This is a genomic window from Streptomyces sp. NPDC001108, from assembly GCF_053598535.1.
This window is the reverse complement of the sequence record NZ_JBSFKL010000025.1, coordinates 38,795-59,114: the sequence shown is the minus strand read 5'-3', so window position 1 is coordinate 59,114 and position 20,320 is coordinate 38,795. Positions and strand designations below refer to the sequence as shown.

Here is a 20,320-nt window from a genome sequence, read left to right as displayed (position 1 = left end):
GGCTCGGCCCCGACCCGGAAGGGGTCGGGGCCGAGCCCGTCGCGACGGCCGCTCTCACTCCGCCTCGAACTCCGAGAGCAGGGCGTCGAGGGAGTCGTCGCCCTGCCCGGTCGCGATGATCTGCCGGGCCATCTCGTGCAGGGTCAGCTGCTCCAGGAACAGGGTGATGGGGACGTCGAGACCGAAGTCGTCCCGCAGGCAGCCGACCAGGTGGACGGCGGTCAGCGAATCGCCGCCCGCCGCGAAGTACGTCATCTCCGGGTCGTCGGTGTCCGACAGCCCCAGGGCCTCGGCGAGCAGCGCGCGCACCCCCTGCTCCAGACCGCCGGAGGCATCGCCCCGCTCCGGCTCCGGTCCGACCGGCGCCGCCGTGCCCAGCCGGTACGCACCGTGCCGCTCCCCGGCGAAGGGGTAGGTGGGCAGCGCGACCCGGCGGCCGCCGCCCTCCCGGACGACCGGTTCGCCGGCCAGCCACGCCTCGCCCAGCGGGTCGGGGCCGCCCTGGCCCAGCGGACCGCCCTTGGCCAACTCGTTGAGCAGCTCCGCCGCCTCGGCCGTTTCCCCGGCCCGGACGTAGCCGCGCACGGCCAGTGGGGCACGGCCCCGGTGCAGGGTGTACGCGGTGTCCGCGAGGGACGGAGCGCCCGGCGCGCGCAGGGCCTTCGCCAGCCGGCCCGCCAGCGCGGAGAGGTCCTCCCTGGTCCGGGCGGACAGCAGCAGCACCTCCGGTCCGTTCTCCGCGTCCGGCTCCCCGGCCCCCCGGGGCGGCGCCTCCTCCAGGACGACATGCACATTGGTGCCGCCGATACCCACCGAGCTCACCCCGGACCGCCGGGGGCCGTGCTCCGGCCGGGGCCAGGCCGCCGTCCGCTCGACCAGGTGGAACGGCGAGTCGTCGAAGCCGAGTTCGGGGTGCGGGCGGCCCGGATCGGCGTTGGGCACCAGGATCGCGTTCTCCAGCATGAGCACCGACTTGATCAGCGCGGCGACGCCCGCCGCCGCGTCCAGATGCCCGATGTTCGACTTCACCGAGCCGATCCCGATCCGCCCGGTGCCGAGCGCCCCCTTGAACGCCGCGCCGGCCGCCGCGGCCTCGATCCGGTCACCGAGCGCGGTGGCCGTGCCGTGCGCCTCCAGGTACTGGGCGTCGGCCGGGTCCAGCCCGGCGGCCGTCCACGCCTCCACGACGGCGGCGGTCTGCTGGTCCACGCCGGGTGCGGTGAACCCGACCTTGGTCGCCCCGTCGTTGGTGACGGCACTGCCCCGGACGACCGCCCGGATCGGGTCGCCGTCGGCGAGCGCGTCGGAGAGCCGGCGCAGGACGACGACGCCCACCCCGTTGCCGGGGACGGTGCCGTCGGCCCGCTCGTCGAAGGGGCGGCAGCGGCCGTGGCGCGAGTAGATCCCGCCCTGCTGGTGGACGTAGCCCCGCCGGTGGACCGCGTCCACAGCGACGCCGCCGGCCAGTGCCGTGTCGCACTCGCCGAGCAGCAGCGACTGCACCGCGAGGTGAACCGCCGTCAGCGAGGTGGAGCAGGCCGTCTGCACGGACATGCTCGGCCCTTCGAGCCCCAGCCGGTAGGAGAGCCACGGGCCGAGGAACTCCCGGTCGGTGAGGATACGGACCTGGAGCGCGCCGATCGACGCGGCGAGGCGCGGATCGGTCTGCGCGGCCAGCATGTGCTCGGTCGGGCCGCCGCCGACGTACACCCCGGTACGGCCGCCGCCGAGCGGGTCGCGGCCGGCATCCTCCAGCGCGGCCCAGGCCGTTTCCAGCAGGAGCCGGTGCTGCGGGTCGAGGGCCGCCGCCTCGGTGCGGTTGAAGCCGAACAGCTCCGCGTCGAAACGGTCCGCGTCCGCCAGGTGCCCCTTGGCGGGTACGTAGTCGCGGCCGCGGACCTCCTGCGGGTCGGCGCCGTCGGCGAGCAGCTCCTCCTCGGTGAAATCGGTCACCGAGCAGTGCGCGTCGAGCAGGTTGGCCCAGTAGGCGTCCAGGTCGGGGGCGCCGGGGAACCGGCCGCTCATCCCGACGACCGCGATCGCGGAGTCGGCGGCGAGGGGCTCGTTGGCGCTGATGTTCTCGGTCATCGGGTGGAACCTTTCCGGGAGGTGAGACGGCGGGCCGCGGCGGTGCGTCGTGCGTGCCGGTCACCGCCGCGCGCGGCGGCCGTGTCGGCGGTGGGCGTGGGGTCTGGCGCCCCGGAGCCGGGCTCGGCGGCCGCGGCGGCCGAGTGGTCCAGGAACGCCGCGAGGGCGCTGACGGTGGGGTGGCGGAACAGGTCGACCAGGCTCAGCTCGCCGTAGGTACCCCGCTGGCGCAGGGCGGACAGGACGTTCAGCAGGCGGATCGAGTTGCCGCCCAGGTCGAAGAAGTGGTCGGTGACGGCGACGAGTTCGACGTTCAGCACGCGGGCCCACAGACCGGCCACCAGCTGCTCGGTCGGGGTGCCCGCGACGCTGGTCGAGCCGTCCGGGAGGCACCGCACGGTGGCGGGCTCCGGGAGCCGGGCCCGGTCGATCTTGCCGTTGCTGCTGAGCGGCATCTCGTCCAGGCGCACGAACACCTCGGGCACCATCGAGCCGGGCAGCCGCCGGGCGAGATGGGCGCGCAGCTCCGCGTCCGGCGGGGCCTGGCCGTCCCGGCCCACGACGTACGCCACCAGCCGCTGGGCGGTGCCCGTGCCGCGTACGGTGGCGGCCGCCAGGGCGACGCCGGGGGCGCCCGCCAGCAGGGTCTCGATCTCGCCGAGCTCCACGCGTACGCCGCGCAGCTTGACCTGGAGGTCGGAGCGCCCGAGGTAGTGGATGAGGCCGTGCGCGTCGATCCGGCCCAGGTCCCCGGTGCGGTACATCCGGCTGCCCGGGGCGCCGTGCGGGTCGGCGACGAAGCGTTCGGCGGTCAGCGCCGGCCGGCCGATGTACCCCCGCCCGAGCGAGGCGCCGCCGACGTAGATCTCCCCGGCGACCCCGGCGGGGACCGGCCGCAGCAACTCGTCGAGCACGGCGATCCGGGAGCCGGGCACCGCGCGGCCGAGCACCACGGGCTCGCCGGGGGAGAGGTCGCCGGTGGTCGCGTAGACGGTCGTCTCGCTGGGCCCGTACGCGTTCACGATGCGGCGGCCGGGCGCGGCGAGCCGCTCCACCAGCTCGGCCGGGCACGCCTCGCCGCCGACCGCGACGGTCCGCAGCTCGGGCAGCTGGCCGGTCAGGTCGGGCAGCAGCATCGCGGCGGACGGCGGCAGGAACACATAGGTGATCCGGGAGTCCCGCAACCGCTCCAGCAGGGCCTCGCCGATCCGCTCGTCCTCGCTCGGGACGTGCAGCTCGGCACCGGCCACCCAGGGGAAGAAGAGGTCGGACACGGCGACGTCGAAGCCGAACGACACGAACTGGAGCACCCGGTCGTCGGCGTTGACGGGGAAGGAGTGCCGCACCGCCCGGGTGAGGTTGAGCAGTGCCCGGTGCTCGATCGCGACGCCTTTGGGGACACCGGTGGAGCCCGAGGTGAACAGCACATAGGCGAGGTCCTCCGGGCCCGGCGCGGTGCGGCCGGCGGGGAGGCCGGACGGGGGAGGCGGGTCGGTGACGGCCGGGCGGTCGATCCGGATGCACGGTACACCCAGATCCTTGCCGCGCCCGGCGGTCTCCTCGGCGGTGATCAGCAGGCCGGTGCCGGAGACCGTCACCATGTGGCGGAGCCGGGCCTCGGGGTGGGCCTGGTCCAGCGGGACGTACGCGCCGCCCGCCCGCAGCACGGCCAGCGCCGCGACGCCCTGGTACGCCGAGCGGGGCATGAGCAGCCCGACCCGGAACCCCGGCCGTACCCCGGCGGTGCGCAGCCGGGCGGCCAGCGCGTCGGCCTGTTCGATCAACTCCGCGTAGCTGAGCCGGAGTTCACCGAAGACCAGGGCCGTGGCGTCGGGGTGCTCGGCGGCCCGGTCGGCGATCAGGTCGGGCACCAGGCGGTCCAGCGGCGCGGCCTCGGCCAGGCGGTCGGCGCCCGCGATCGTCCGGCGGCTCTCCTCCTCGGGGACCAGCTCCACGGTGGACAGCGGGGCCGACGGGTCGGCGAGCAGACCGTCCAGCAGCGTACGGAAGTTGACCGTCCAGCGGCGGACCGTTGCGGCGTCGAACAGGTCGCTGCGGTAGATGAACTGGGCGGCGAGCCCCTCGTCCCACCGCTCCATGAACAGATGGAAGTCGAACTTGGCGGTGTCCAGGGTCAGCGGAAGCCGCTCGGTGTCCGTTCCGGCCAGCGACAGGCCCGGCGCGGCGTCGTCCTCGTAGCTGAGCGCCACCTGGACCACCGGGTCGTGGCTGGTCTCCCGGACCGGGGCGAGCGTGTCGACGACCGCCTCGAACGGCGCGTCCAGATACGGCCGCGCCGCCTGCGTCGAGGCCCGGATCCGACGGACCAGCTCGTCCAGCGAGGGGTCGCCGGACAGGTCCACCCGCATCGCCAGGGTGTTGGTCAGCATCCCGACCATCTCCTGGAGCTCGGGCCGGTCGCGGCCGGCCGCCGGGTAGCCGATCACCAGGTCCTCGCCGCCCGAGAGCCGGGAGAGGAACGCGGCGTACGCGGCGAGCACCGTCATGAACGGGGTGGCGCCCCGTGCCGCCGCCACCTCGGCCAGGCGCTCCCTGACCCCGGCGCCGAGCAGGAACCGCTCGGTGCCCCCGGCGGCCGTACGGACCGGCGGGCGCGGGTGGTCCAGCGGCAGTTCCATGAGGGCGGGGGCGCCGCGCAGCAGCGCCACCCAGTGCTCCACGGACGCCTCGAACGCACCGGCGGCGGCGCACTCCCGCTGCCAGGACGCGTAGTCGGGGAACTGGAGCGGAAGCGGGGCCGGGCGGTACGGCCGGCCCCCGGACTCCTCCCGGTACCCCTCGGACAGCCCCTCCAGCATCAGGTTCAACGACCAGCCGTCGCAGATCAGATGATGGGCGACGAGCAGCACCCGGTGGCTGCCGTCGTCGACGGCGAACACGGCGCAGCGCAGCAGCGGCCCCCTGCCGGTGTCGAAGGGGAGGGCGGCCTCGGCCCGGACCAGGTCGTCCGCCCGGTCGGCCGGAACACCCCGGCGGACGGTGAGCGGCACCCGGCCCCCGGCGGAGACCCGCTGGACCGGGGTGCCGTCCTCGGCGGTGCGGAAGACGGTGCGCAGCGCCTCGTGCCGGGCCACCAGCGCGTCCAGGGCCCGGCCGAACGCGATCGTGTCGAACGGCCCGCGCACCGCGAAGGCCACCGGCACGTTGTACTGCGGGGAGCCCGGGTTCAGCTGGTCGAGGACGAGCAGGCGGCTCTGGGCGTCGGAGGCGGGGAACTCGTACTCCTCGTCCCCGCCGGCCTCCGTGGCGGTTGCGTACGGGTCGATGAGATCGACGGCGTCGACGGTCATGGTGTTCAGTCCCCTCGGAGGGCGGATTCGAGGACCGAGGCGACCACGGCCGCCGGGCCCGGAGTGAGTACGTCGCTGTGACCGCAGTCCAGTTCGTGCACGTCGAGCGCGGCGGTCACGCGCTGCCATGCCTCGGTCTTCTCGGCCGTGGTCGGCCACGCGTCACGGGTCGCGGAGAAGAGCGTCACCGTGCCGTCGTAGCCGGACGGCTGCCACGCGCGGAGCAGCCGGGTGTGGTGCGCCCCGAGGTCGACCAGGGTGTGCAGCTGCTCGGTGGTCAGCCCGTCGAAGGCGCCCGGGCCGGACACGGCGAACAGGGCGTCCCGGGTCAGCGGCCCGTCCGGCAGCGGCAGCCGCGGCGCGTGCGAGTGGTGCAGGATGCGCAGCATCTCGTCCTCGACGGCGGCCGGGTCCGGTACGGTGCCCCGGCTCTCCTCGGGCATCGGCATCGAGTCCACCACGGCGAGCATCGAGACCTCCTCGCCCGCCCGGCGCAGCCGCACCGCCAGTTCGTAGGCGAGGGGGCCGCCGAAGGACCGGCCGGCCAGCAGGTACGGGCCCTTCGGCCGGAGCGCCCGCACGCGGGGCAGGTACTGGTCGGCCATCTCGTGCAGCGTGGCCGGGAGCCGGTCCGTGCCCGAGAGGAGGGCCGGGCTCTGCAGGGTGTGCACCGGACGCTCCGGGTCCAGGTGCGGCAGCAGGTTCATGTAGGACCAGCTCAGGCCGAGGCCCGGGTGCACGCAGATCAGCGGGGCGCGGCGGCCGTCGGGCCGCAGGGTCAGGACCGGGTCCAGGCTGGTGTGGTGCGGCCGGGCCGCGGCCGGGGCGCGCGACGCACGGCCCGCGGCCTGCCGCAGCGGTGTCCGGGGAGCGGGGCGCGCGGTGGCGGAGCCCGCTTCGATCAGGGCGGCGAGCGCGGCCGGGGTCGGCGCGTCGAACAGGGCGGAGACCGGCAGCCGTACCCCGAGCACCGTCTCGATCTTCGACTTCAGCCGCAGGGCGGTCAGCGAGTGGCCGCCCGCCCGGAAGAAGTCGGTGTCGGGGCCGACCGAGGGGATGCCGAGCACCGTGCCGAAGACGGCGCACAGCTCCCGTTCCCGCTCCGTCGCCGGCTCCCGCCGGGCCGCCGGCTCCCGCCGGGCCGCCGGCTCCCCGTGGGGGACGGGATCGGGCAGCGCGGCCCGGTCGGCCTTGCCGTGCCGGGTGAGCGGCACCTCGTCGATCCGGGTCCACAGCGAGGGCACCAGGTGCGCGGGCAGCCGCTGTGCGGCGTGGGCCCGAACCCGGTCGCGCATCCGCTCCCAGGGCTCCGCCCGGTCCGCGGGCCCGGCCGGCACCAGCCAGGCGGCCAGCAGCTTGCCGCCCGCCGCGTCCCGCCGGGCGCCGACCACCGCCCGGGCCACCCCGGGGCAGTCCGCCAGCACGGCCTCCACCTCGGCGGGCTCCACCCGGAAGCCGCGCACCTTGACCTGGTCGTCGGCGCGGCCCGCGAACTCCAGGAGCCCGTCCGCCGTCCAGCGCGCCAGGTCGCCCGTGCGGTACATCCGGCTGCCCGGCGGCCCGTACGGGTCGGCGACGAACCGTTCCGCGGTGCCGGCCGGCCGGCCCAGGTAGCCCAGGGCCAGCCCGCTGCCGCCCAGGTACAGCTCGCCGGTTCCGCCCTCGGGAACCGGGCGCAGCCGCCCGTCGAGCACCCGGGCGCGGGTGTTGTCCAGGGGCCGCCCGACCGGGACGGGGCCCGGCCGGTCCGCCGACGACGGCCCGGCGGCGGTGTGCGCGGCGGCGAACACGGTCGTCTCGGTGGGGCCGTAGCCGTTGACGACGACCGTGTCCGGGCAGTGCTCCCGGATCCGGCGCACGGTGTCCGGGGCGAGGACGTCGCCGCCGGACCACACCTCGCGCAGCCCGGACAGCGCCCCGGGCGCGATCTCCGCGACGGTGCGCAGCAGTTCGGGGGTGAGCATCAGCGCGGTGACGCCCCGTTCCCGGACCATCCGCTCCACCAGCTCGGCGGTCACCGCCTCGGCCGGGGCGACGACCACCGTCCCGCCGGTCAGCAGCGGCACCCACACCTCGTACGTCGAGGCGTCGAAGGTGTACGGGTTGTGCAGCAGCACCCGGGCGTGGGCGCCGCCCGCGAAGCGGCCGTCCGCGGCGAGTTCGGCGACGGCCCGCTGCGGGACCACCACCCCCTTGGGCTCCCCGGTGGAACCCGAGGTGTACAGCACGCACGCTGCGGCGTCGGGCGCGACGGGGACGGCGGTGAAGGACGCGTCCCCGCCCTCCTCGGCGATGTCCAGTACCGGCGTGCCGGCGGGCAGTCGGCCGGCGGCCGGGTCCGGCCCGGCGACGAGGACCAGGGCGGGCGCGGCGGCGGCCATCAGCCGGGCCAGCCGCGCCGGCGGCTGCGCCGGGTCGAGCGGGAGCCAGCAGGCCCCCGCCTTGAGGACCGCGAGCTGCGCCACGACCAGCCGGGCGGAGCGGGGCAGGAGCAGGGCCACGGTCCGCCCCGGCGTCACGCCCGCCCGGACGAGCCGGGCGGCCAGCCGGTCCGAGGCCGCGTCGGTGTCCGCGTAGCTCAGCACCTCGCCGTCCTCGTCCACGGCCGGTGCGTCGGGCGTACGGGCGGCCTGGGCGGCGAACGCCCCGGCGAGGGAGGCCGGCGCGGCGGGTTCCCGGACCGGGCCGTCGGCCAGCGCCAGCAGCCGGTCCAGCTCCGCCGGGGGCAGTACGCCGATGTCGTCCACCGCCGTCCGGTCCGCACCGGCGAGCTGCTCCAGCACCCACGCCAGGCGGGCGCCGATGCCGGTCGCCCCGAGCCCCCGGCGGCAGCTCACCGACAGCAGCAGCCGCTCCTCGGCGACCGCCGCGACCGTGACCGGGTAGTGCGTGGCGTCCGCCGCCTTCACCAGCCGGAGGGCGGGGGCCGCGCCGTCGGCGGGCTCGTTGCGGGGGAAGTTCTCGAAGGCGACGACCGAGTCGAAGAGTTCACCGGCGCCCACCGCGCGCTGCACCTCGGCGGTGCGCGCGTGGTGGTGCTCCAGCAGCCGGGACTGCTCGTCCTGGACGCGGCGGAGCAGCTCCCCGACCTCCTCGCCGTCCCGCAGCCGTACGCGTACCGGCAGGGTGTTGATGAACAGGCCCACCATGGACTCGACACCGGGCAGATCGTGCGGGCGCCCGGAGACGACCGCGCCGAAGACCAGGTCGCGCGAGCCGGTCAGCCGGGACAGCACCAGCGCCCAGGCGACCTGCACCAGGGTGTTGAGGGTGACGCCGGTGTCGGCGGCCCGCCGCACCAGCGTCGCGGTGAGCGCGGCGGGGAGCCACCGCCGGTCCTGGTCGGAATCCGTCTCCGGTCCGGACGGGGCCAGCAGCGCGGGGTGCTCCAGGCCGGCCAGCGACTCGCTCCACGCGGCCTCGGCCTTCTGCCGGTCCTGACCGCCCAGCCACACCAGGTAGTCCCGGTAGGGCGCGGCCGGCGGCAGCGGGGCACCCGCCACCAGCGCGGCCAGATCGCGTTCGACGACCCCCAGCGACCAGCCGTCCAGCAGGATGTGGTGGAAGGAGACGACCAGTTCGGCCCCGTCCGTCCGGTGCAGGAACGTGGCCCGGACCAGCGGGGGGCGGGCCAGGTCGAAGCGGAGCGCCGCGTCCTCGCGCAGCACCTCCTCGGTACGCGTCCGCACCGCGTCCGGCCCCAGCTCCGTCAGGTCGACCTCTCTCCACGGCACCCGGGCCGTCTTCGGCACGACCTGGACCGGCCGGTCCAGACGCTCGTGGCGGAAGCAGGCCCGCAGATTGGGGTGCCGGTCCAGGAGTGCGGTGAGTGCCTTGCGGGCCGCCGCCGCGGTGACCGAGGGACCGGCCCGGAACCGGGCCTGCACCAGATAGGGGTCGGGGCCCTCGCTCTCCCGGGCCGACTGGAAGAGCAGCCCCTCCTGGAGCGGGGAGAGCGGCAGCACGTCCGCGATGCGCGCGTTCATCGCCGTCCCTCCCCGTCGTCGGAGCCGTCGAAGGCATCGAGGTCGTCCAGGTCGTCGAAGTCCATTTCCTGGCCGAGCAGTTCGAGCTGGTCGCCGGTGAGGTCGACGAGCGGGAAGTCGGACGGGCTGTGCGCGGCCCCGCCGTCCGGCGCGCAGTGGTCCGCGAGCACCCCGAGCGCCTCCGTCCACGCCCCGGCCAGCTCCCGGATCCCGGCCTCGGTGAACACGTCCTCCGGACAGGAGAAGCTCGCCTCCACCACCAGCTCGCCGTTCTCCTCGCGGGCCAGTACGTCCACCTCCAGGGCGTGCGCGAGGGGTACGGCGTCCGGGCCGGATTCGAGCAGCCGCCCGCCCGCGGCGCCGTCCGCGTCGAACCGCCCCAGGTAGTTGAAGCGGACGTCCGGCGCCGGAAGCGCGGCGAGCGCCGGGCCGTGCTCCGGGGAGAGGTAGCGCAGCAGACCCCAGCCGAGCCCGCCGCCGGGCACCGCCCGCAGCTGCTCCTTGACGTTCTTCACCGCCTCGCCGGGCTGTCCGTCCGGGGTCACCGACGCGGCGCCGAGGTCCAGCCGCACGGGGTACTGCGTGGTGAACCAGCCGAGGGTGCCGGAGATGTCCACCCGGGCGGAGACGGTCTCCCGGCCGTGGCCCTCCAGATGGACGGCGAGCGCCGATCCGGTGCCCCGGCGCCGGATGGCCGCCGAGGCCAGCGCGGTCAGCATCACCGCGTCGGGGCGGCAGTTGAAGGCGGCCGGGAGGGTGGAGAGCACCTGGCGGCTGAGGGCCGGATCGAGGGTGAAGGTGAGGGTCCGCCGCTGTCCGCCGACCGTCCCGCCCTCGGTCAGCCGGTCCGCGCCGCCCGTCAACTGCCGTGTCCACCAAGGTAGTTCGTCCGTACGCAGCGCCGCCTCGCGGGAGAGCAGCCGGGACCACCGGGTGAACGAGGTGCTTCTCGCCGGTACCGTGTCGTCGCCGTTGCCCGCGAGCGAGGCGGCCAGCTCGTCCCCGATCACCCGCCAGGAGATTCCGTCCACGGCCAGGTGGTGGACGACCAGCAGCAGGGCGCCGGGGCGGTCGCGGCCCGGGTCGAGCCACACCGCCCGCACCATCTCGCCCCGCTCGGGCCGCAGCGTCGTCGCCCGGGCCAGCTCCGTGGCCCGCGCGTGGAGATCCGTGTCCGCGTCCACGGGCAGCCGGACGGCCGGCGGCTCTCCGGGCACGTCCTTCTCGGGCACCTCCAGCTCCCGGCCGCCGTCCTCGCCGCGCACCAGGCGTATCCGCAGCGCGGCGTGCCGCCCGATCAGTGCGGCCAGCGCCTCCCGGATCGCCGCGAGGCCGGTGCCGGACGGCAGCGGGAAGAGCATCGACTGGGTGAACGTCGAGGGGTCACGGGTCTGTTCGAGCCACCAGTGCATGATCGGGGTCAGCGGCAGCCGCCCGGTCCCGGTGTCGACCGGTTCCGCGTCCCCGTCCCCGCTGTCGGGCGTACGGGCCAGCACGGCCAGCCGGGCCGGGGTGCGTACGGTGAACACGTCGTGCGGGGAGATCACCAGACCGGCGCTCCGGGCCCGCGCGGCGAGCTGGATCGCCATGATGCTGTCCCCGCCGAGCCGGAAGAAGTCGTCGTCCGCACCGGCCTGTCCGAGCCCCAGCAGCTCCGCGAAGAGCCCGCACAGGACCTCCTCGCGCGCCGATCCGGGGAGCCGGACCGTGTCGGCGGCCCGGACGGCGGGTGCGGGCAGGGCCGCCCGGTCGATCTTGCCGTGCGAGGACAGCGGCAGTGCGTCCAGCGCCATCACGACGGCCGGCACCATCGCAGCGGGCAGCCGCTCCGAGGCGTGCAGCAGCAGCGCGTCCTCGTCGACGCGGGCCCCTCGTGCGGGCACCACGTACGCGACCAGCCGCGGGCTCTCGCCCCGGTCCTGCCGGACCACGGCCACCGCCCGCTCCACGTCGGGGTGTTCCACGAGCGCGGCGGCGATCTCGCCCGGCTCGATCCGCAGACCGCGCAGCTTCACCTGCTCGTCGCCGCGCCCCAGGTAGTGGGCCGCCCCGGTGGCGTCGCGGTGGACGAGGTCGCCGGTGCGGTACATGCGGCTGCCGGGCGGGCCGTACGGGTCGGCGACGAACCGCTCGGCGGTCAGCGCCGGGCGCCCCAGGTATCCCCGGGCCAGCCCGGGGCCCGCCAGGTACAGCTCGCCGCCCGCACCGGCCGGGACCGGGCGGAGCGAGTCGTCCAGGACGTAGGCGGTGGTGCCCGCGACCGGGGTGCCGATGGGCGGCGCCGTGCCGTCGGCGGCCAGCGGATCGGAGACGGTGATCACGACGGTCGCCTCGGTCGGCCCGTACGCGTTGTGGAACCGCCGCCCGTCCACGGCCCAGCGGGCCACCAGCTCGGGCGGGCAGGCCTCCGCGCCGACCAGGACCGCGCGCAGCTCCGGATACGGTCCGGCCGGCACGGTCGCCAGCACGGACGGCGGGACGAACGCGCAGGAGATCCGCCGCCCCGTCAGGACCGCGCCCAGTTCCTCGCCCACCAGCGGACCCGGCTCCGGCAGCACCAGCGTGCCGCCCGAGCCGAAGGCCAGGCACAGTTCGCCGACGGAGATGTCGAAGGAGGGCGGACCGAGCTGGAGCACCCGGCTGTCACCGGCCAGTCCGACCCGGTCCAGCAGGCTCCGGGTGAGCCCGGCCACCCCGGCGTGCGTCACCACCACCCCCTTCGGGACACCGGTGGAGCCCGAGGTGTGGATGACGTACGCGGCGTCGTGCGGGGCCGGCCCGCCGGGCGCCGCCGGCTCGCCGGACCAGGCGTCCGCGTCGAGCGCGAGGACCGGCAGCCCCGCCACGGGGGAGACGGCGCCCGCCTCGGTGACCAGCAGGACCGGCGCGGCCTCGGCCAGCACCCGGCGGATCCGCTCGGCCGGGTGGGCCGGGTCGACGGGCAGACAGGCGGCCCCGGCACGCTGCACCGCCAGCGCCGCTACCGGCCAGTCGCTGCCCCGCGGCAGGGCCAGGGCCACGATCCGCCCCGGGCCCGCCCCGAGCCCGGCCAGCCGGCCCGCCAGCCGGGCCACCCGGTCGTCGAGTTCCGCGTAGCTCAGGGTGTGCTCCGGTCCCTCCAGGGCCGGGGCGTCCGGGGTACGGGCCGCCTGCGCGGCCACCAGGCCGGGCAGCGTGAGCGGGGCCGGCGCGGCGGGCCCGGCGGAGTCGGCGAGCAGCCGCTCGCGCATCGCCGCGGGAACCAGGTCGAGATCGCCGATGAGCGCGTCCGGGTCGGTGGTGATCCGGCGCAGCAGCTCGACGTAGCACTCCGTCCAGCGGGCCACCGTCTCCGGCGCGAACACGTCGGTCCGCAGCCCGAAGCTGCCCTCCATGCCGTCGTCGCTGTCCTTCACCACCCCGACCAGGTCGTGCTCGCCACCGGTGTGGATGCGCTCCGGCTCCGCGAACTCCTTCAGCACCGAGACGCTCGGCTGCTGCGTCAGGTGCATGAACACCCACTGGTAGAGCGGGGCCCGGCCCGCGCTGCGCTCCGGCGCGGCGGCCGACACGATCCGGCCCACCGGGATGTCCGCGTTGGCCATCAGGTCCGGGAAGTCGACGGCGAACCCGGCGAGCAGATCGGCGAACGACCGGTCCCCGGCCACCTTCCAGCGGGTCGGCACCGCGTTCATGACGTACCCGATGACCCGGTCCAGCCCCTTGGCCGCCCGGTTGGCGATGGGGGTGCCGATCACCAGGTCGTCGGCGCCGCTCACCCGGTGCGCCAGCACCGCGAACGCGGCCATCAGCACGACGTAGACGGAGGCGCCGCGCTCACGGGCCAGCGCCCGCACCGCCGCGGTGGTCTCCGCGTCGACGTGGAAGGGGATCTGCGCGATGCCGTCGCCGGACGGGCCGGCGGAGCCGGTGCCGGGCACGGTGAGCGGGCCGGGCGGGTCGGCGAGGTAGCGCCGCCAGAAGTCGAGCCGGCTCGCGAACACTCCGGACTCCGCCAGCTCGCTCTGCCAGGACGAGAAGTCGGCGTACTGCACGACGGGCCGGGTCAGCGGCGGCTCCTGGCCGTCGCGCAGCGCCTGGTAGGCCAGCGCGAACTCGTTCTGCAGCACGTCGAAGGACCACCAGTCGCTGATGGTGTGGTGCAGGCTCAGCATCAGGGTGGAGCGCCGCTCGTCGACCCGGACGAACCGGGCCCGGACCAGCTTGTCCCGGCCCAGGTCGAAGGGGCGGTTGCGGAAGGTCTCGAACGCCTCGTCGATGGAGCGGCCGGTGCCCCGCAGGTCCTCCCGCTCCAGGTCGAAGTCCGCGTCGTCGTGGAACTCGACGTGCGGTTCGCCCGGGGCGTCGGTCACGATCCGGGTCCGCAGGATGTCGTGGTGGCTCTGGAGCAGGCCCAGCGCCGCCGCCAGGTGCGCGGGGTCGACGGGCCGGTCGAAGTGGTAGGCGGCGCACAGGTTGAGGGCGGGGGTGCCGGGATAGAGCGAGTCGTACACCCACAGGTCGTGCTGGGCGGGGCTGAGCGGCACCTGACGTGACGGGTCGCGCGGCGGTATCACGGCGGGTATCTCACGGGCCCGGCCCGCCTCCAGCATGCGGCGCATCAGACGGATCCGCTGCTCCCTGCCGAGCGCGGTGAACCGCTCGGCCAGGGACGGGGGCGTCGCGACCGGGGCGGTGCGCGAAACGGTGGGGGCGCTCATCACAGGTTCTCTTTCAGCTCGGCCAACCGGTGCAGCCCGGCCAGTACGTCGTCACGTCCGATCCCGAAGTCGATGAAGCAGGCGACCTCGTCGACGCCCAGCTCGGCCAGATCGGCGAGCATCTTGGCGCAGTGCCCGGGGGAGCCGAGCAGGCTTCCCCAGTTCAGATAGCGTTCGAAGGCGAAGTCGGTGAGCATCGCGGTCTGCGCCTCGCTGAGCTCCGCGGTGGTGCTGTCCGCCTTGTTGGCCGCGGTCTGGCGGACGTACGAGGCGAGGTAGCTCTTCAGCGGGGCGCCCGCCAGTCGGCGGACCTCGGCGTCGTCGGCACCGACGTACGTGTGGGCCATCAGCGTGACCCGGCCGTGCGCGTCGGTGCCCCGCTGGTCGGGGGCGGCGGCGCAGGCTGCCCGGTACCGGGCGATCCGGTCGGCCAGCTCCTCCCGGCCCTGCCCGACGGTCGCGCCGAGGACCCCGGTGCGCAGCCGCCCGGCCGCCTCCCAGGTCTCCGGGCTGCCGGACGTGGTCAGCCAGAGCGGCAGGGTCTCCTGGACGGGCCGGGGCTGGGGCGCGAGGGAGACCGGGGCGCCCGTGCCGTCGGGGTACTCGGCGGACTCGCCGGCCCACAGCGCGCGCAGCAGGGGGATCGTCTCCAGGGCGGTGCGACGGCGGTCCGCGTACCGCTCCGGGGCGATCGCGAAGTCCCTGGAGTGCCAGCCGGTGGCGACGGAGAGCCCCACCCGGCCGTGCGACAGGTTGTCCACGACGGCCCAGTCCTCCGCCACCCGCAGCGGGTGGTGGAGCGGCAGGACCACGCTGCCGGCCCGGATACCGATCCGTTCGGTGGCGACGGCCAGCGCCGCGCTGAGCACCGGCGGGCTGGGGAAGACCTGCCCCACCTGCTGGAAGTGGCGCTCTGGGGTCCACAGCGCGTGGAACCCGAGCCGGTCGGCGGTCCTGGCCACGGCGAGGATGTCCTCGTACGCCTCGGTGTGCCGGGCCCCGCCGGTGGTGCTGTCGGCACCGAAGAACATCACGCTGAGGTCCACTGCCACTCCTCCTGCTGCTTCCTGCTCGTCTGGTTCCGGTCCTGGGCCGGTGCGCGGCGCGGCACCCGGGGGCGGCGCGGGATGGGGGACACCGTGCTGATCTCGGGTCGGGCGGTCGCCCGTTCCAGCTCCGCGGCGAAGGCTGAGACCGTGGGAGCGGCGAACAGCTGCGCCGTGGTCACCGGCCGTCCGGCGGCCAGCCGGGCCACGGCCCGTACCGCACGCAGGGAGTTGCCGCCGAGGGCGAAGAAGTCGTCGTCCGGGCCCACGCCCCGCACCCCGAGCACCTCGCACCAGACGGCGGCGACCTCCTGCTCCAGTGCGGTCATCGGCCGTCCGGCGGCGAGGGGGGTGCGGCGCCGTTCCGGCACCGGGATCCGGTCGGCGTCACCGGCCCGCCGGGGCGGAGCGGTGAGGGCCAGCCGGGACAGCGGGGTGTCGGGGGAGGCCACCTGGGCCTCCAGGGCCTCGGGCAGGGCCCGGGCGAGCCACGGGACGAACGCCTCCTCCAGGGACTCGTCGCGGTACTCGAACGTCAGGGTCAGCCCGTCCGGTTCGTCGCTCGCCGACGTGGAGTCCGTGACGTCCACCAGGAGTTCGAACCGGGCGGCACCCGTGCGCACGATCTCCACCCCGTGCTCGGCGCCGGGCAGGGCGACCTCGGCCCGCGCGTTGTTCTGGAGCGCCAGCACCACGTCGGTGAACGGCTGGCGCCCCGGGGTGCGCGGCGGGTTGAGCTCCCCGACCACGTCCTCGAACGGCACGTCCTGGTGGCCGAAGGCGGCGAGGTCCGTCTCCCGCACCCGGGCGAGCAGCTCGGCGGGGGTGGGGTCGCCGGACACATCGGTGCGCAGCACCAGCATGTTGACGAAGAACCCGACCGCGTCCTCGACGGAACCGTCCCCGGCGCGTGAGGCCACCGGGGCACCGATCGCCAGGTCCTCGTCCGCGCCCGCCCTCAGCAGCGCCGTGGCCAGCGCGGCGTGCAGCGCCATGAAGAGCGTGGCGCCCCGGGCCCGCGCCGACTCCACGACCCGGGCGTGCGCCGCCGCGTCGAGCCGGTGCACCACGACCCGCGCCCGGGGACCGGGCACGGCGGGACGTCCGGGACGGCGCGGCAGCAGCGGCCCGCCGGCCGGCAGCCCGTCCAGCTCCTTGCGCCAGTAGGTGAGCTGGCGGGCGGCGAGGGTGTGCGGGTCGGACGCCGGGCCGAGCCGCGCCAGCTGGCGGCGGGCGTGTTCCGCGTACGGCACGTCGAGCGGTTCGAGCCCGGCGGAGGTCCCGCCCCCGGCACGTGCCCGGTAGGCGCGGGACAGGTCGCGGAACAGCGGCCGCAGCGACCAGCCGTCCCCGGCGATGTGGTGCACCAGGACCAGCAGCGCGTGCGCGTCGGGGTCCTCGTCGACGGTGAACAGGGTGGCCCGTACCGGGAGTTCGGTGCGGAGGTCGAAGTGGTGGCGGGCCTCCCGCTCGATCTCCCGGTCCATCGAATCCCCGGGGACCCGCAGCCGCCGCAGCGGGGGCCGGGCGGCGTCCCCGTCCAGCACCCGGCGTACGGGGGCGCCGCCGCACTCCTCGAAGAGGGTGCGCAGCACGTCGTGGCGGCCGGCGACATCGGCCAGCGCGCCGGCCAGCGCGTCCGCGTCGACCGGCCCCCGCAGCCGCACCAGCATCGGCAGGTTGTACGCGGTGCCCGCCCCGATCCGGTCCAGGAACCAGAGCCGGTGCTGCGCGGGCGACACCGGCAGCGCCCCCGGTACCGCGGTGGACGTGGCCGGGTCCTCGGGGGACACCGGGGGAGCGGTGTCGACCAGAGGGGCCAGCAGCGCCGGGGTGGGCGCCTCGAAGAGGGTCCGGATGTCGAGCTCGGCGCCGAGCGCGCCACGGACCCGGCCCAGCAGCCGGGCGGCCAGCAGCGAGTGGCCGCCGAGCGCGAAGAAGTCGTCGTCCGGGCCGACCTCCCCGGCGCCCAGCACCTCGGAGAAGAGCGTGCACAGGACGGCCGCGGTGGAGCCGTGGCGTACGCCGGGACCGGCCGGACCGGGGGCCTTCGGGGACCGGGGCTCCGGCAGGGCGGCCCGGTCCAGCTTGCCGCTCGGCGTCAGCGGCAGCGCGTCCAGCGGTACGAAGGCGGCCGGGACCAGGTAGTCGGCCAGCACCTCGCGGGCGTGGGCGCGCAGGACGTCCTCCCGGAAGTGCTCCCGGTCGCCGCCGCGCGGCACCACGTACGCGGTCAACTGGCGGTCACCTGAGGGGTGTTCGTGGGCGACGACGGCCGCCCGGTCGACGTCGGGGTGGCGGGCCAGGACGTTCTCGACCTCGCCCGGTTCCACCCGGAAGCCCCGGATCTTGACCTGGCCGTCTGCCCGGCCCAGGTATTCGAGGACCCCGTCGGCGCGGCGCCGTCCGAGGTCGCCGGTGCGGTAGAGCCGCTCGCCGGACGGGGCGGCGACGAAGCGCTCGGCGGTCAGCGCGGGCCGCCCCCGGTACGCGAGCGCGAGGCCCTCCCCGGCGGCGTAGATCTCACCGGTCCGGCCGTCGGGGGCCGGTCGCAGCTCCTCGTCGAGGACGTACACCCGCTTCCCGGCCAGCGGGCGGCCGATCGGCACCGGGCCCTCGCCCAGTTCGGCGGGGGCCACCGGGTGGACGGTCAGGAAGACCATGCACTCGACGGGCCCGTAGCCGTTGCTCAGCCGCAGGCGCGGGTGGCGCTCCAGGGCGCGGGCCGCGTGCGGGGCGGAGAGCGCCTCGCCGCCCACCACCAGTTCCCGCAGCCCGTCCAGCACCTGCGGGTACTCGTCGACGACGACGTTGAACAGGGAGGAGGACAGGTACAGGGAGGTGATGCCGTGCTCGGCGACGAGCCGTGCCATCGTGAAGGGCTCGGGCCGCGCCCCGGGGTGCAGGACGCAGGTCCCGCCGCTCATCAGCGGTCCCCACAGCTCCATGGCGAAGGCGTCCCAGGACAGCGGCGCGCACTGGAGCCAGACCGCACCGGGGCCGAAGGAGGCGAAGGTCTGTCCGGTGAGGGTGGCGGTGACCGCCCGGTGCGGGGAGGCGATGCCCTTGGGCCGCCCGGTCGAGCCGGAGGTGAACATCACGCAGGCGAGGTCGTCGGGCCGGACGGTGACGGCGCCGCGCGGCAGCGGCCGCGCCCCGTCCGCGTCCTCGACGTGCACCAGGTCCGTGCCGGGCGCCCCGGACGCGGCGGCCCGGGTCGTCACGACGGCGACGGCCGCCGAGTCCTCGGCCATCGCGGCCAGCCGGGCGGCGGGGAAGGCCGGGTCCAGCATCACGTAGCAGGCGCCGGCCTTGAGGATGCCGAGCACCGTCACGACGAGTGCGACGGAGCGCTCCAGGTGGACGCCGACGGTGTCCCCGGGGCGGATGCCCCGCTCGGCGAGCAGCCCCGCCAGCCGGGCGGCCCGCTCGTCGAGCCCGGCGTAGTCGATCCGTTCGTCGTCGTGGATCAGTGCGGTCGCGCCGGGCGTCCGGGCCGCCTGCTCCTCGAACCGTTCATGCACGCACCTCATCCCGCTCACCTCCCAGGTTCTCGCTGTCCCCGGCCGGCTCCCGCGGAGTGTCGAGGTCGGGCAGCAGGGTGTCGATTTCTCTGATCGAGCGGCTGGCCAGCCCCCACAGGGCCACCGCGGTCCCGCCGATCCCGGCGAGCAGCAGCATGGCCGCCATCCCGCTGCCCCGGCCGTGGCCGACGAGGGGCCCGATCAGGGCGAACAGTCCGGAGTCCCGGGCGGCCAGTGGTTCGAAGACGTGGTCGGCGAGCGGTCCGGAGACCGCCATGGCCACCGGCACCGAGATCTGCGACAGGAACATCACCGCGCCGAAGACCCGGCCCTGCCAGTCATGGGGAACCTTGGTCTGCACGATGGTCTGCATCGAGGCGTTGACCACCGTCATCAGCAGGGCGCCGACCAGGATGGCCGCGCACCAGCCGGGCACGCCGCGCACCATGCTCATCACCACCAGCGCGGACAGGCACATGCCGACGATGCCGAGCATCATGCCCCGGCCCCGGTTGGCGGGTCCGCCCCAGGCGGCCATGAGCAGCGCGCCGGCCACCCCGCCGACACCGACCGAGGTGTTGACCGCGGCCAGCGCGCCGTTTCCGGCCCGGAGCAGCACCATCGGCGAGATGATCGCGAAGCCGAAGACCATCACCAGGTTGACCACGCAGAAGTTGATGATGAGTTCGCGCAGGCCGGGTACCCGGAACAGGTAGCGCAACCCCTCGGCGGCGTCGGCGGTGATCCGGCGGCGCGGCGCGGCCGCGTCCTTCTCGGGGACCCGGTCGCCGTTGAACCGCACGATCCGGATGCCGACGAGGGCGAAGGCGTAACTGGCCACGTCGACCAGGAGGGTGGGGCCGATCCCGAAGAGCGCGACGAGCAGGCCGCCGAGTGCCGGACCGCCGATGCCGGCGGCGCTCTTCGCCCCGGCCAGCAGGCCGTTGGTGCGGTCCAGCTGGTCCTTGCGGACGAGGAGCGGAACGGCCGAGGACAGCGCCGGGAACTGGAAGGCGGCACAGATGCCCAGCAGGACCGTGGCCGGGTAGACCTGCCAGGCGTGGAACGCGTCGAGGTAGTGGAGCGCGGCCAGCGTGCCGACGACGAGCAGTCCGCCGATGTCGGCGACCTGGAGCGCGCCGCGTTTGGTCATACGGTCGACGATTGCGCCCGCGAACGGGCTGAACACGGCCTGCGGCAGCATGGCGCACAGGGAGAGCAGGGTGACGGAGGTCGCGCTCCCGCCGGAGGCCCACACCTCGACGATGAAGGCGAACCGGACCGCGGCGCTGCCGGCCAGCGACACCGCCTGGCCGGACCAGACCAGAAGAAAGGGGCCCATCCCCGAGAATCGGCCGGGAATGTCCTTCGATATCCGGGCGCCCATCAGGGATCGATCCCCTTGTGCACCGGCACTCGGCACATCGTGCCCGAGCCGTCGAACGGATTGGTTGCCACGCCTCAATCCCCCAGGATGTCGCATCCGTTGCGGATCTCCACGGATCCCTGTCTGAGTCGAACGGTGGCCATCATGCGGTGACCGATTACCGCTGCGTTCCCTTGGCGAACGAGCGAACGGGAAGGAAACGGGAACGGATCGGGAGGGGATCGGGAGTCCCGGCGGCAAGAGTCCTCCGTGTAGCTGTCTGCAGAAGGAGTACTCAC

The 20,320-nt window shown here is 75.3% G+C and carries 7 protein-coding genes; all 7 read right to left on the bottom strand.

The annotated features are described in order from the left end of the window. Window positions 1–54 precede the first annotated feature (54 nt). The 7 genes from ACWC97_RS32195 to ACWC97_RS32165 are packed head-to-tail and all read right to left on the bottom strand — an operon-like array spanning window position 55 to window position 19,997. Window positions 55–2,088 (bottom strand): beta-ketoacyl synthase N-terminal-like domain-containing protein, encoded by a 2,034-nt coding sequence (locus tag ACWC97_RS32195; RefSeq protein WP_450653187.1) that lies wholly within the window; start codon window positions 2,086–2,088, stop codon window positions 55–57. After that, window positions 2,085–5,399 carry a non-ribosomal peptide synthetase gene (locus tag ACWC97_RS32190; RefSeq protein WP_450653185.1) on the bottom strand — a complete coding sequence of 1,105 codons (3,315 nt, stop codon included), beginning with the start codon at window positions 5,397–5,399 and terminating at the stop codon, window positions 2,085–2,087. Before ACWC97_RS32190 ends, ACWC97_RS32195 begins: the two co-directional genes overlap by 4 nt. A gap of 5 nt (window positions 5,400–5,404) precedes the next feature. Continuing rightward, window positions 5,405–9,385, bottom strand: a complete 3,981-nt coding sequence (locus ACWC97_RS32185) for an amino acid adenylation domain-containing protein (protein WP_450653182.1) — start codon at window positions 9,383–9,385, stop codon at window positions 5,405–5,407. Then, complete coding sequence (locus ACWC97_RS32180; RefSeq protein WP_450653180.1) at window positions 9,382–14,085, bottom strand: amino acid adenylation domain-containing protein; 4,704 nt, start codon at window positions 14,083–14,085, stop codon at window positions 9,382–9,384. The genes ACWC97_RS32185 and ACWC97_RS32180 overlap by 4 nt, the downstream gene beginning before the upstream one ends. Next, window positions 14,085–15,131 carry a MupA/Atu3671 family FMN-dependent luciferase-like monooxygenase gene (locus ACWC97_RS32175; protein ID WP_352280768.1) on the bottom strand — a complete coding sequence of 349 codons (1,047 nt, stop codon included), beginning with the start codon at window positions 15,129–15,131 and terminating at the stop codon, window positions 14,085–14,087. The genes ACWC97_RS32180 and ACWC97_RS32175 overlap by 1 nt, the downstream gene beginning before the upstream one ends. Further along, the gene (locus ACWC97_RS32170) at window positions 15,116–18,664 is read right to left on the bottom strand and encodes an amino acid adenylation domain-containing protein (RefSeq protein ID WP_450653178.1); all 3,549 of its coding nucleotides are present in this window, start codon (window positions 18,662–18,664) and stop codon (window positions 15,116–15,118) included. Before ACWC97_RS32170 ends, ACWC97_RS32175 begins: the two co-directional genes overlap by 16 nt. Then, window positions 18,648–19,997 carry an MFS transporter gene (locus tag ACWC97_RS32165; protein WP_450653176.1) on the bottom strand — a complete coding sequence of 450 codons (1,350 nt, stop codon included), beginning with the start codon at window positions 19,995–19,997 and terminating at the stop codon, window positions 18,648–18,650. The genes ACWC97_RS32170 and ACWC97_RS32165 overlap by 17 nt, the downstream gene beginning before the upstream one ends. Window positions 19,998–20,320 lie beyond the last annotated feature (323 nt).